The organism is Halobacillus sp. BAB-2008, assembly GCF_000328325.1.
Taxonomy (GTDB): Bacteria; Bacillota; Bacilli; order Bacillales; family Halobacillaceae; genus Halobacillus.
This window is the reverse complement of sequence record NZ_ANPF01000046.1, coordinates 1-13,435: the sequence shown is the minus strand read 5'-3', so window position 1 is coordinate 13,435 and position 13,435 is coordinate 1. Positions and strand designations below refer to the sequence as shown.

The 13,435-nt window shown below is 46.7% G+C and carries 10 protein-coding genes; 9 read left to right on the top strand and 1 reads right to left on the bottom strand.

Annotation, left to right across the window (positions count from 1 at the left end; all coding sequences use genetic code 11):
- Positions 1–190 precede the first annotated feature (190 nt).
- Positions 191–2,023 carry an AAA family ATPase gene (locus tag D479_RS10935; protein WP_008636895.1) on the top strand — a complete coding sequence of 611 codons (1,833 nt, stop codon included), beginning with the start codon at positions 191–193 and terminating at the stop codon, positions 2,021–2,023.
- 6 nt (positions 2,024–2,029) lie between these two features.
- A complete protein-coding gene (locus tag D479_RS10930) occupies positions 2,030–4,816 on the top strand; it encodes a nuclease domain-containing protein (RefSeq protein WP_008636894.1) in 2,787 nt (928 codons plus the stop codon).
- Positions 4,817–4,928: 112 nt separating this feature from the next.
- Here the strand turns inward: D479_RS10930 and D479_RS20755 are convergent, their stop codons facing one another.
- Complete coding sequence (locus D479_RS20755; RefSeq protein WP_161484925.1) at positions 4,929–5,105, bottom strand: hypothetical protein; 177 nt, start codon at positions 5,103–5,105, stop codon at positions 4,929–4,931.
- A 262-nt stretch (positions 5,106–5,367) separates the two neighbouring features.
- Between D479_RS20755 and D479_RS10920 the strand changes: the two genes are divergently transcribed.
- From D479_RS10920 to D479_RS10890, 7 genes are all read left to right on the top strand, one after another.
- Positions 5,368–6,045, top strand: coding sequence for a DnaD domain protein (locus D479_RS10920; protein WP_008636878.1), 678 nt, complete (start codon positions 5,368–5,370; stop codon positions 6,043–6,045).
- A complete protein-coding gene (locus D479_RS10915) occupies positions 6,042–6,368 on the top strand; it encodes a hypothetical protein (RefSeq protein WP_008636877.1) in 327 nt (108 codons plus the stop codon). Before D479_RS10920 ends, D479_RS10915 begins: the two co-directional genes overlap by 4 nt.
- The gene (dnaB, locus tag D479_RS10910) at positions 6,365–7,639 is read left to right on the top strand and encodes a replicative DNA helicase (RefSeq protein ID WP_008636876.1); all 1,275 of its coding nucleotides are present in this window, start codon (positions 6,365–6,367) and stop codon (positions 7,637–7,639) included. Before D479_RS10915 ends, dnaB begins: the two co-directional genes overlap by 4 nt.
- Positions 7,640–7,883: 244 nt before the next feature.
- The gene (locus D479_RS10905) at positions 7,884–8,924 is read left to right on the top strand and encodes a flagellin (protein ID WP_008636875.1); all 1,041 of its coding nucleotides are present in this window, start codon (positions 7,884–7,886) and stop codon (positions 8,922–8,924) included.
- Between the two features lie 703 nt (positions 8,925–9,627).
- Entirely contained in the window at positions 9,628–11,094 is a 1,467-nt protein-coding gene (locus D479_RS10900; RefSeq protein WP_008636873.1) for an oligosaccharide flippase family protein, read from the top strand.
- 14 nt (positions 11,095–11,108) lie between these two features.
- Positions 11,109–12,926 carry an asparagine synthase-related protein gene (locus D479_RS10895; protein WP_008636871.1) on the top strand — a complete coding sequence of 606 codons (1,818 nt, stop codon included), beginning with the start codon at positions 11,109–11,111 and terminating at the stop codon, positions 12,924–12,926.
- The coding region (locus tag D479_RS10890; RefSeq protein WP_008636870.1) for a glycosyltransferase family 4 protein at positions 12,895–13,435 on the top strand (541 nt) is incomplete at its 3' end. The genes D479_RS10895 and D479_RS10890, both read left to right, overlap by 32 nt.

Sequence of the window (13,435 nt, the reverse complement as noted above, 5' to 3'; positions counted from 1 at the left end):
GTTCATCTCTATGTATCTTAGGTAGTTTGAGAAATCTGCACAACGTTCTTTCTTGCGATTTCATTTAGAATAATATGTTAATAAATTGAATATTTAGACCGATATAATGCGTAATCCCGATTTAGTACATAGTGATCGTTTATTTCAAGTTCGGGGGAGATTGTATCTAAGTTCAAGGAGGTTTTTATTGATGGGAGCGATTACAAAAGAAGTGTACACTTCTTTGTCACCGGAGCAGAAGAATTCTTACATTTCAGACCGTATGCAATTGGAGGATTTTTGGCTGGTGGGACGTGTGAGCAATCCAGTAGAGGATAAACCGTTTTTCTTTATTCGACAGTTGATCAATCCTTATAACGGGTCGGCATTGAATCGTCAAATCTTTACGGGAGAAGGATTACGGGAATTAAGCATTTATTGCAGGAAGAAAAAGGGGGAGGAATTGAAGAACGGCTGTTTAGTCGCTGCAAAGTTCAAGCTTTCGAAATCGCAATTCGAAATAGGAAAAGGTAATATACTGGAAACCACTTTTCCGGACGTCCATCCTATTGAAGATTCTGATGCAATCTTTGACTTAATTGGCATGCAGAAGAAGGATTTAGGCATCCTTGCTCTAGCGAAGCCGTCTCTTTATGAGGGAGAGGAAAGTAGATTCGTCGATGCTGCTGAGCTGATTAAAGCCAAAGTAGCGAATGACTTATCTGATTTAAATGATCAGCAGAACGAACATAAGCAACAATTGGATCGTTTGAAAGAGGAGGGAGATCGTTTAACACAAACGAAACAGAAACTCTTTGCTCTTCAAAATGATCTCGAGAAGTTGGGATTTACTTTTGATGAAGATGAACGGGAAGAACAACTGGAAGTAGAGGAAGACTTCTTGCCTATACCATCCAATCCTTATGAATTATTGAAAGGTATTCAGGAGCAGATCGGGGAAAGGGGTTTTTTATACCAAGAACAAACACTGCGTCATTTGTTCCTTTCTTTAATGACAGAACAAATGGTCGTTTTATCAGGCCCTTCAGGAACGGGAAAGACGACCATTGTAAAACAGTTAGCCAAAGTCATGAATGCTCGATATGAAATTATTCCTGTGCAGCCGAGCTGGACAGATAAACAGGATCTTTTAGGATTCTATAACCCTATGAGAAGGCTCTATATACCGTCTTCATTTTTAGATTGTCTGATTGAGGCCGGTAAAAACAAGACGCAGCTCTATTTTATCTGTTTAGATGAAATGAACCTCGCCCAAATCGAATATTACTTAGCCGACTTACTAAGCAAAAGGGAGTTGAAGGGGGAGAAGGTACGCTTATATAGTGATTTCGAGTATAAGCAGAATGAACAAGAACTAAAGTGGATTACTCAACAAGTGTATCAGGATGGACAATTGGATAGGGAACAGTTAAAGGATCTAGGGTTGGACCCGGTATCCTACTATGAAAGAATCACAAGGTTTGAAAATTTAAAAAGGTACCCCGCTGAATTAGAAATTCCTGATAATGTCCGTATTATCGGTACCATGAATGTCGATGGTGCCGTCCAGGCCATGAGTCCAAAAGTCATAGACCGAAGTTTTGTTGTCCCCATGTATCGTCAGGATTCGGAGGATACGCCGCTGGTATTGGACGTCGGAAACTATAACATTTCATCCCAATACATGAAGGCAGACTCTCTAAATTCAGAAACCATGTCAAAACCCTTCTTAGAAGCCTTGGATGCCATTAAGGAAGAATTGAAGAACTGGGACATTGAATTCAATGAGCGTACGGAAAAGCATATTCGTCTGTACTATAAAGCGGCGAAGAATTTGGGATGTAGTGTGGAGCAGCTCGTGGATGACCTCACTCTACTGAAGCTTTTGCCGAGGATTCATGACATGGTGGAACAGGAACAGGTCATCACCAGCTTGATCCAAGCGGTCAAGCCTCATGTGAAAGAGGAGAAATCCGCATTGGATAAACTGGAGAAAATGAAGCGCAGATACAAGAAAACAGGCTTGTATTCTTACTGGAGTTGATTGGTTATGGCCATAGAAGTTTATATGATAAAGGTGTTTTATGATCATCGTAAAACACCAATAAATAAGATGCTTCCTGTTTCCGGTCTCGATGTAGGGGAAAGGATAGAGATGAATAATGATGGCGAGTGGGTCATACCTAATCACTATCGCAGCCAAAAGCAGAAATCCATAAGGCAGATTGGTATTCGGTTCGTTGGCGAACAGCAGGAAATGGAATCTGTACTATTATCTTCTCCAGATGGAACGTTTACCTCTACCTTCATTTACAGTGAAGAAAAGGATATATGGTTTGAACCGACATTCTTTTCGAGTAAGAAGAATGGGAAGAAAAATTACTATAATTTCGATGAATCAAGTCTAGTGACGGGGATGACCAATGCAGGTCAGGCCAAGCTTGTCAGCATGGTTGGCAGTCAAAGGAATGTAATGGGTTCGGTGCGCTTCATCCCGTCTTCTTTACCGATGGAAGAGTATGAAGAGATGGTGGCGGAACTGTACAAGATACATGAAGACTTGGTACGCGATAATCGGAACATGGCAAGAGTGGGGATTAACTCCCAGACAATCGTCATGGAATTACAGGAGCAGTTGGACAAGTTGACCAGCGCTATCCAACAAATAAGTGCGACGCCTCATGCGGTACTGGAACTGCAGACAACAAAGAAAAAACCGAAGGCCTATGGGCGTTTCGATATGCAGATGGAGATAGAGAAATATATGAATCCTGGTAAGCCGAGCTACCGGAGCCGGTCGCTTCTTCCTGTGACCGCTACGTATGAGAATAAGTTGATCAAACAGCTGTTGGAGGACTTAGTTCAATACGCATCCGTCATGGGGACTCAGGAACCAACATCTATGTCTCATTTACGTAATATATCAAATGAGTTGGATATGTACTTCCGTAAGAGCGATACAGAAATACAATGTACACTCGGGAGTGCGGATATGGTGGAAGATGGGGAGATATATGATCGTGTCCATCAAAAGTACTCACAGGTAATCGAGCGGTACGCACAGGGAGAGCGAACCGTCCGCGAAGCGGCTATCGCAAAGGTTCATTTTGCTCAAAGCCGGGAGATAGATCAAGACATGGAGTACATAGAGCTGGAGGTGGAGCTTGCCGGGGCGTTTACCAAAGAAAACAAGTATTATCACCATCTCTCAAGTGCCGGGATGGAAGCTTATTTTAAGTACGCTAAAAGGGAAGAACCGATTCTCAGTGTGAAATATGTCAGGAAGAATACGTATTCTTTTGTTGAGCCGAACAGTTTATTCGGTGAAATCAAGCTGAACAGTGCGCATGTTCCGTCGCATGTAAGATTTTATAGGGCATTTTGCGAGGAAGCACAAAAACAATCGGAAGGGAAATACAGAAGGATTCTGATCCGCGGGTATGTTCGTAAGCAGCCGGGTGGAATCGATGCTGTCGCTATTCCGACCTCTAGTAAATATAATAAATATATTTTTGAATTCGCTCAAATATTGAGCATTCAATTAGATGGTGATGAAATTGTTATATCCGAGGAGAAGCAGGACCTTCTTGCTTTTTTGGAAGAAGAACTTCCGGTAAAAGTCGATGGTTCCGATCAGATTGAAAATGCGTGGATGGGTATGAAACAGCTGGAGAAGCTTAAAGGACTTGCAACTAAAAGAAAAGAGTATCAACGTGCTTCTCATCAATACGATATGTTGAAGGAAACGGCCGAGCGATTGCTGCAGCTTCCTTTATTTGCTGATCTTGAGTTGAAGGAGCGTATGCCCCTCCTTCCCACGCAGGTATTTCTGCATAATCCGACGTATCGGGTCGCCTGGCAGGCAGTAAACCGAATCAAGGATGAAATTTCTGTCTCCTTGCATGTAGGAAGTCATCAGCATCAAGTCAGCACAGCGAAGGTGGATAAGATATTCGAGAGATGGACCCTTTATAAGATGATTCATTTACTTACGAATGAGATGGGGTGGAAACTGGATAGAAGCCCAGGTATAACTGCTTCCCTTGGTAGATACTTACAGGGGGGCAGTGCGAAAGCATCTAATGTTCCCCCGGTTAAGTTGCATTGGAACAATTGGCAAGTGGAAATTTTCTATGAACCTAGGATGAATTTACTTGGAGAGAACTATCTTACTCCTGATTTTGTATTCAAGTTCACTTCAGGAGGCAGAGATAAAGGAATGGCCATTCTCGATGCTAAGTATAGGGACTACGGATCACAAGGGGAAGATCAGTGGGTCCGGGATGTTCAGGAAGTCGCTATTGATAAATACGGAGAAATGAAGCCCCGTTCTTCTAAATGGGATACACCGCTACTGGCATCTGGGATCATCCACTCAGATGGGGAAATCTCTGAGGAGGAGGACAGCGAGTTTCCTCTCTATCACGTGCTGTATAACGATTCGAAATTCAGTGAAACGTCCACAGAAGAAAATACCCATAAATACAACGCTATTTATATGATTCCTTCCAAAACGTATATTTTTAAGAATTGGTTTCGTTTGATCATGGAATATCATCTTGGAGAGCATAGTGTCTGTTGGAACTGCGGGGAAGACGAATCGGTCAAGGAGCGGAAACTTCTGACGAGTGGTGGTCATCCTAAACTTCATTATGAGTGTAAAGCCTGCAATGAATTCTGGGTTAAGGTCCATTGTAACTACGGGCATAAGCTGATAAAGCATATGAACAATTACCATTTGCAAGAACAAAGATGGAACAAGTGGTATGTCGTATGTCCGAGCTGCGGGGACGGAGGTCTATCGGAAATTGACGAAGATTTTGTACTGGAGGTTTAAGTAAATAAGATAAAGACGTGAAAAACCACCTTCCCTGTTGTCACTAACCTTGGAAGGTGGTTTTCTTCGTTCCATGAATCTCTTCTTTCTCCATCTCCTTCTATTTTTGAGCTCAAGCTTCCCACTTCAGCTTCATGATCATCTCCATAATCGCCTCTCGCTTATCGTTTCCTTCCACTGTAAACGTCGACGCCTTGAAATCGGCGAGGACGATGAAGCGGTCGGCTCTCAATATTTCCATCAACACAGGGGTCTTCTCGATATGGGTAAAGAAAAATTCTTTCTGCACGTACGTCCACCTCGTCACTTTCCAACCGCGCATTCTTTTCCTGACGGTTTTCTTCTACCTACTAATTCCTCCTCGTCAAACGGTTAAACCTGAATAGAGGATTTTCGGCGTTTTGCGCGTTGGAAATGCTCTCTTTTTTATAGTTCGAAAAAAATTTGAAGAAATTTTGATTTTTTTGACACCAAAATGCCTCTCTTTCTCGATTATAGATACGAAGGAGTTTTTCCTTCTAAATTAATTAAAAAAAATAGGAGATGAGGCTGTGAATTATTTGAAGGAGATCAATGCGTTCCACGATGAGGTGGAGCTGAATGAGGTGTCGGCGTCTGCGTCGCTGCTCTGGTATGTGCTGATGCAGTTCAACAACAAGACGGGATGGAAGGAGGAGTTTACGGTGCCGACGGCTGCGGTGCTGGTGAAGTCGGCGATGAGTGAGAAGATGTTCCTCCGCGCGCGGAAGGAGCTTGCGGAGAAGGGCTACCTGTCGTTCCGGTCCGGATCCCGCCATTCGTCGCCTTCGTACACGATGATTTCCTGTGTGAAGGAGGCCGGCGGGGCGGACAAGCGGGAGGACAGCAGGGAGGGTGTTGAGGGGGACTTTCTTAAAAGAAAAGAGAGGAGAGGAAAAGAAGAGCCGGGGCGTCCGCACCTTTTCTACGAGCAGAACGTCGGAACGCTGTCGCCGCATGTGGCGGAGCGGATTACGGCTTGGGCGGAGGAGCTGCCTGATGAGGTGGTGACTTCGGCGATGGGGGTGGCGGTCGAGAATAACAAGCGGTCGTTCCGGTATATCGAGTCGATCTTGAAGAACTGGCAGGCGCGCGGCGTCCGATCGCTTGCGGATGTGGAGCGGGAGGATAGGCGTCCGCGGGAAGAGGCGGACAGGGCGTCGGTATGGATGGCGATGTATGAAGAGAAACGAGAGGAGACGGTCGGATGAAATACGAAAAGGCGTTTGAAATCGTCGATATGCTGGAGGAGCTGTATGCACCGAAGTTCAAGGTGACGAAAAGGAAGCTGGATGTGTGGATCCCGGCGCTTGAGCGGATGGATTACGAGAAGGTGAAAGCGAACGTGACGGAGCACGCGCTGCGTTATCCTTATTCGCCGGTCATCTCGGACATCGCCGCTTATGAGGAGGAAGAGGATGATTTCATGGAGAAGGTCGAGCAGTGGAAGCGAGAAGCGGCGGCGGTCCCGCCAGAAGTGAAGCGGGAATTTTTTCAGAAATTCGAAGAACTATTAAGGAGATGGGAACGATGATGTATAACAAAGAAGCGGAAGTGTCGGTGATCGGAAGTTTGCTTGTGGACGGAATGCTTGCCGGGGAAACAATCCTGTTGCCGGAGTATTTCTATGACGGGCGGCACCGGATGATTTTTCAGGCGATCAGGAAGGTCGATGAATCAGGAGCGCCTGTCGATATGGTGACGGTGACGACGGAGCTTGGTGAGAAGGTGCGCGAAGTCGGGGGCGTCAGCTATATGACGGAAATGGCGACCTCGATTCCGACGACCGTCGACTTCAAGCATCATCAGCTCCTCGTCATCGACGCCTACCGCAACCGGAAAACGAGGGAAGCGGCCCAGCGCTATATGCAGAAACCGTCGGAAGAAGCCCTCGATCTCCTCCTCGAAGAATTGGAGAAATACCGCCAAGTGAAACGAGTCATCGAAGACCCCTCACTCTATGACACCCTCATTGAAGTATCCAAAGAACTGGAGCCGTTGGAGGACGACGCGATGACCGGCTATTCGACCGGGTACGACGAGGTCGATCAGATCACCGGAGGCGTGCAGCCCGGGGATCTGGTCATCCTCGCCGGCCGTCCTTCGATGGGCAAAACCGCCTTCGCCTTGAACCTCGCCGCCCGCCACTGCGAAAGCGGCGGCGAAACGATTTTCCTGACGCTTGAGATGACGCAGAAGGCGCTTGTTAGGCGGATGCTGTCAGCGAAAGCGGGAGTGGACGGCCATAAGTGGAAGCTGCGCACTTTGTCCGAAAGCGACCTGCGCAACTGTCTGGATGCCATCGGCGAGATGTCACAATGGAAGCTCTATCTCTGCGAGCAGGCCTACACCGTACCCGAAATCCGTGCCCACTTAAAGCAGATGATCCGCAAACATCAGCTGACCCGCCCTCTGATCGTCATCGACTACCTCCAGCTCCTCGAAGCCCCCGGCTACCACGAACGGCGCGATCTTGAAATCGGCGCCATGACCCGCGCCATCAAGCTGCTCGCCAAAGAACTCGACGTCCCAATCATTCTCCTTTCCCAGCTTTCCCGCAGTGTCGAACAGCGCAAAGACAAACGCCCGATGCTCTCGGATTTAAGAGAATCCGGCAACATCGAACAGGACGCCGACGTCGTCGGATTCCTCTATCGCGAAGACTACTACAGCAGAAGCACCGGAAACGAAATCGAGCTGATCATCAGCAAGCAGCGCAACGGTCCGGTCGGGGATGTGAAGCTCTACTTCGACAAGGAAATCGGGCGCTTCCGGAACCGGAGGGAGCGGCTGCAGGTGCTGTAATTATTTTTGTGAAGAAATGAGAAAATCTGCTAAACATAGCTGAGAGGGTGACCGATATTACTAATGATCATCGAAGTTGATGATCCGAATGGCACGAATGCCTGGGCGCGTCCGGGGAGAAGGTCATGGTTGAAAGAAGAAAGATTGGTAGAAGGTAATGACTCTAGTTACATAGAGTGGTTATACATCGTGGGGACACAAGGATGTGTCTTCATAAATACAAAAACATGGAGGTAACAAAATTATGAGAATTAATCACAACATCGCAGCGCTTAACACGTATCGTCAATTAGGAGATGCAAACAAAGCACAACAGAATTCAATGGAGAAACTATCTTCAGGTCTTCGTATTAACAGCGCTAAAGATGATGCTGCTGGACTAGCAATTTCAGAGAAGATGCGTGGCCAAATCAAAGGTTTGGACATGGCTTCAAAAAATGCACAAGATGGTATTTCTTTGATCCAAACAGCAGAAGGAGCTCTTAATGAAACTCATTCGATCCTTCAGCGTATGCGTGAACTAGCAGTGCAATCTGCTAACGATACGAATACAGACGTGGATCGTGCAGAAATTCAGAAAGAAGTAAACCAGCTTTCTGATGAAATTACACGTATTGGCCAAAACACGGAATTTAACACGCAAAACCTTACAGATGGTTCCTTCAGCGGTAAATTCCAAATCGGATCTAACTCTGGTCAAAACATTGAATTAAATATTTCAGATATGCGTGCTAGTGTACTAGGAGTACAAACAGTAAGTGGAACAATTGGTGGAGTAGCCGATACAGCTGTTACTGACAATGAACATAAACTTACTTCTGGATCCTATACTGTAGCTGATAATAGTGGAACATTAGAGTTATCTGATGCCGAAGGCAATGTTATCGGAACTGATGCCGGTTCTGGTGTATTTGAAGATGCAGATGGAAATACAGTAATTACTATTGCAGCTGCAGCTGATGGAGATAGTTTCTCAGTTGGTGGTATCGATGTGAGTACACAAGATGCTGCTGATTCTGCGATAACTACAATTCAAACTGCTATTGAAACAGTATCGTCTGAGCGTTCTAAACTAGGTGCAGTACAAAACCGTTTAGATCACACAATCAATAACTTGAGCACTTCTTCTGAAAACTTGACTGCTGCGGAATCTCGTATCCGTGACGTAGACATGGCTAAAGAAATGATGGAGCAAACGAAGAACTCTATTCTTTCTCAAGCTTCTCAAGCAATGCTTGCTCAGGCGAACCAACAGCCACAAGGAGTTTTACAACTTCTTCGTTAATAGCATTACAAAAAGCCACTCCAATTGGAGTGGCTTTTTATATGGGGTTTAAAGTACTTAAGTATGATACTCTAGTAAGTTAATATTTTCACTAATTAATATTAGGAGGGTACGGGGCTGTTTAGATAGTTTTTATTCTAAGCAATAAATTCCCATAAGAAAGCAACATACATAGGTAATCACAAAGCTCCACCTAAGTACGCTCGAATAACGGAAGGCGGAAGACGTGGACTTCGTGAATAGGATCTGAAAGAGAAGCGTTGAGAATATGACTGCACGCTTCTTTTTCGTGCCATAATGTTTGAACAGGTTCAATAGTAGACCTGTAACGAACAGGTTATTTAGAAACAGGACGGACCCCAAAAGTCCATTCATGATAAAGAAAACTTCCTAATTATAGTTAATCAGTAACCCCAGGGAGAGCAACAATATTTAAGGGTAATAAAGGTTAAAAATACATATTTTAGTAATTTGCTACTTGTGTTCTTCATGAAGAACGTTTATTGTAGTTTATAAGAAATGTTCGTTCATTAAAACTGAAAATGCGTTCGTTACCGGGAAAAAACCACCTGCTTCTATGTAAAAAAATGTATGTTTGTCTTGTTTTTTGTGGGAAGGGTGGTATAATAATTCAAAAGTAATTCTCTATTAAGAACTAATTGTTCTTAATAATGTTATGCGATTCATCGGAAGGGAGAACATTGTGCTAGCACGTCATACGATCATTTATTTTCTGGCAAGGGGCATCCCCGGCCTGATCAATTTTTCTGCTATTTATATTTATACCCGGATGCTTCTTCCGGAGGAGTACGGTATTTATGCGTTAGTGCTCATTGTTGCGAAGATGTCGGGGATCATATCGTTTCAGTGGCTCAGGCTTGGTGCGTTCCGCTTCTACACGAATTACATAGAAAATCATATGGATCAATTCTTGAGTACCGTGCTTGTTTCCTACGCCGTCCTGATGTCTTTCGTCGCCCTCTTATATGGAGGGGTATATGTCGTTTGGGATCAGTATGCGGGGGCGGGGTTCATCTGGATCATCGGTCTGATGTTCATGTTTGCGTCCAATTGGTTTGAGATGAACTTATCGATTCTGCGGGCACAGCTTGCGCCTTTGGCTTTCGGAATCCTTTCCATTGCGAGGGCTGTGATCACGTTAGCTGTCGGTGTCGCTCTTGTGTCCTATGGTTTAAGTGCCAACGCTTTAATTATCAGCCTGCTCGTCGGGAACATTCTTCCGCTCTTGTTCATCCATAAGAAACAGTGGGGAGCGGTTCGCCTGAACAAAGTGAATCCGGCGCTGATCCGTGAGTTGCTGCGATATGGACTCCCGCTGACGGCTACGTTCGCTATGGCGATGGTCATCTACGGCATGGACCGGCTGATGCTCGGCTGGATGATCGGTGAGAGAGAAGTCGGTTTGTATGCTGTATCCTACGATTTCATTCAGCAGACGCTGCTTGTCATCATCAGCGTCATCGTTTCGGCTTCTTCGCCTATCATCATTCGTGAGTTTGAGAGGGGCATGCGGGCCAGTATGCACAGGCAGATGAACAAGACGTTCGAGCTGTTGTTGATCATTGCCGTTCCGTCTTCAATCGGAATCGTCATGCTGGCGCCGAACATCGGGAGTGTTTTTTTCGGGGAAGCCTACCGGGTTGCTGCAGCGGCACTGATGCCATGGATCGTACCGGCGGTATTCCTGAATGGGATGAAGGAATCGTATTTCGATCTTCCGTTCACGTTAAGCAAGCGGACCCGCCTGCAAATATGGCCGGTCCTGCTTGGCGCTTCGCTTAATCTGGTGCTTAATTTCCTCTTCATTCCTGCTGCCGGGGCGGAAGGGGCCGCCATCGCTTCGCTTCTATCGTACGGATCAGCGATGGCCTTCAGCATCCTGCTCGGCAGAAACGTGCTGCACCTGCCGATTCCGTGGGCGCGGACCGGACGAGTACTCGGGGCATCCCTGTTCATGGTTCTATGTCTGCTTCCTGTGTGGAAATGGGAAGGAATATCAGCACTCGTCGTTCAGGTGCTGGTCGGCATGATCGGCTTTGTGTTCGCCGGGTGGGTGTTGGATCTCGGTTTCGGAAGGTCGGCAGCAACGCGTATGTGGAAAACGCGAAGGGAAGGGAAAGCTTCCGCAGCGGACAGGCGTGCGCAATAAAGGAGGAATTGCTAGTGTTCTACTGTTTATACAGCGGCAGTCTAGTGGGGCTCGCTGACTGGAAAGGGAAGATGGAAGATCACCGGTTCTGGCTTGATCAGGATATAGAATATATGTATTTCGACCATCGTCACAGCGTTACGGCACTTGCTGTGATCGGAAAGCGGAGGGACCGGATGTTCCCGATGGAGGATACCGGTACGGAACTGCTGTGGAGGGTGAGCAATACATGGTCACCTGAATCCGATGGCAGACCGTATAAGGAAGGAACGATCCGCCTGCAGAAAGGAAGACGGCATGTGTCGATTGAAGTTCCTCTTTCCACACCGGAGCAGAGTTGTTACTTCAGTGACAGACACGGCTTCTACTGTTCGAATGATCAACGGCTGCTGGCACGATTCACAAATGGGAAGCTGAATGAGGCAGCCATCTATCATTATTTCGAAACGGGATGTCTGCCGGCTGATCAGGGCGTGTATGAAGGGGTCAAGCGGATTCCGCCGCTGCATAAGCTGGTATTCTCGGACGATGAATTATCGATCGCCCCGCTGCAAGAGAGCTGGGATACGGAGATATATGATTCCTCTCACGCTGGAGAGCAGGTCGACCGCCGGCTGGAGGAGTTGCTTGATATACCGGGAGGATCGAGCGTCTTCTTCAGCGGCGGAGTCGACTCTGCGTTGATTGCTGCCAAGCTGAAGGAAAACGGACGCGAGGATGTGACTCTTGAGAACTATTCCTTCGGAGCGGACGATCAGGAAGCAGCGTTTGCCGAAAAAGTGGCGGATGCGATCGGGATGCCTTTTCATCAAATGACCTTTGATGAGAGCCGGTTGACTGATGTCTTAGGAAATCTGGGGAAGGACTACGCTTTCCCTTATGTCGATCAGGCGACGCTGCAGTCCCGGCTGATGGTTGCCGATCGTCTCTCGGGTTCGCCGTTCCCCCTGGCCGTGGATGGAACGGGAGCCGACTACTTATTCACGACACATCAAGATGTACATAGTTGGAAGAAAGTATATAAAGTGCCGCGTCCGCTCAGAGAATGGGCACGGCAGGGGTACGAGTGGATGAAGGTGTCGGACGGTGACCCGAAAATCGGGACGCCTCTGAGAGCTTTCAAGAAAAGCGTATCCGGACCGATGTTTTATGCCATGATCATGATGACGAACAGTCTCGATGGAGTGGGCTTTCCTATCAGCAAATCTGTCAGGTATGACTTACTCGAATCGTTTTATAAGCACTCTATACCTCTGGTAGAGGGGCTGCCGGAGAATGAACAGCTCGCGACATTAAGGGTCATCCTTCGAGCGTCGGGGTTATCCGCGCCGAAAATTCATGATCCCCTCCATATTAACGGTGTCCAGACGCTTTATCCTTTCCTTGACCGGGAAATGATCGGGATCGGAGCGCGCGTTCCTAAGGAAGAGAAGTGCCGGCAGGGAGAGCAGAAATATATTTTGAAGAGCATGCTCGCCTGTTATCTACCGGAATCATTCATTTATCGTCCTAAGAATGTATTTCTTCCGCCATTCCAAAAGGTGATGAGGAACCCGGAGGTTGGGAAATGGATCGAAAGGGAAGTCCTAGCCTCTTCCAACCCGCTGCTCGCTTATGTAGATGTACCGTTTGTCACCTCCTTGTTCCGAAAATCAGAGGCAGGCAAAACGTTATCGTTCGATATTTACAATTTCCTCTGGGGATTCATGGTGATAAGCAGATGGGTCAAGCAGGTCAATGAAAGCCTAAGCGTTGGTAACGATTCCGTTTCCTTCCGGGAGATAAGGGGGGAGAGGCACCATGCAACAGCTGCTGCAAGTCGCCTATATTGATCACGCAGAAGAAATGGGCGGTGCGGAGTTCAGTCTTTATTATTTGATCAAGGAAATAAATAAGGAATCCATCCGGCCACATCTGATCGTTCCGGAGAACAGTCCATTGAAGAATAAGTTACGTAAGGACGAGGCAGTCACGATTGCTCCTCATACGATGAGCAGCTTGAACATCGTGAAACGTCCGCGGAGTCTCGTCACCTTTTTCAGAGATTTATACCGTTTGACCGACTATATAAAGAAACACATCGACGTGGTTCACACCAATACATATAGAAGCACGATCTATGGGCTGCTTGCCGGGAAGCTGGCCGGAAAGAAGACGGTCTGGCATGTGCGTGATCTGCATGGAAGCTTTCTGTTCAAGAAGGTCATGCCTCACTTTGCCGATCATATCGTAGCCATATCGAAAGCGGTCGCGAAGCAGTTTCCTGAAGAGGTATTCGAGAAGAAAGGAAGCGTCGTGTATAACGGGGTCGACTTCACAGAATACCAGTCCGAGAGCATTC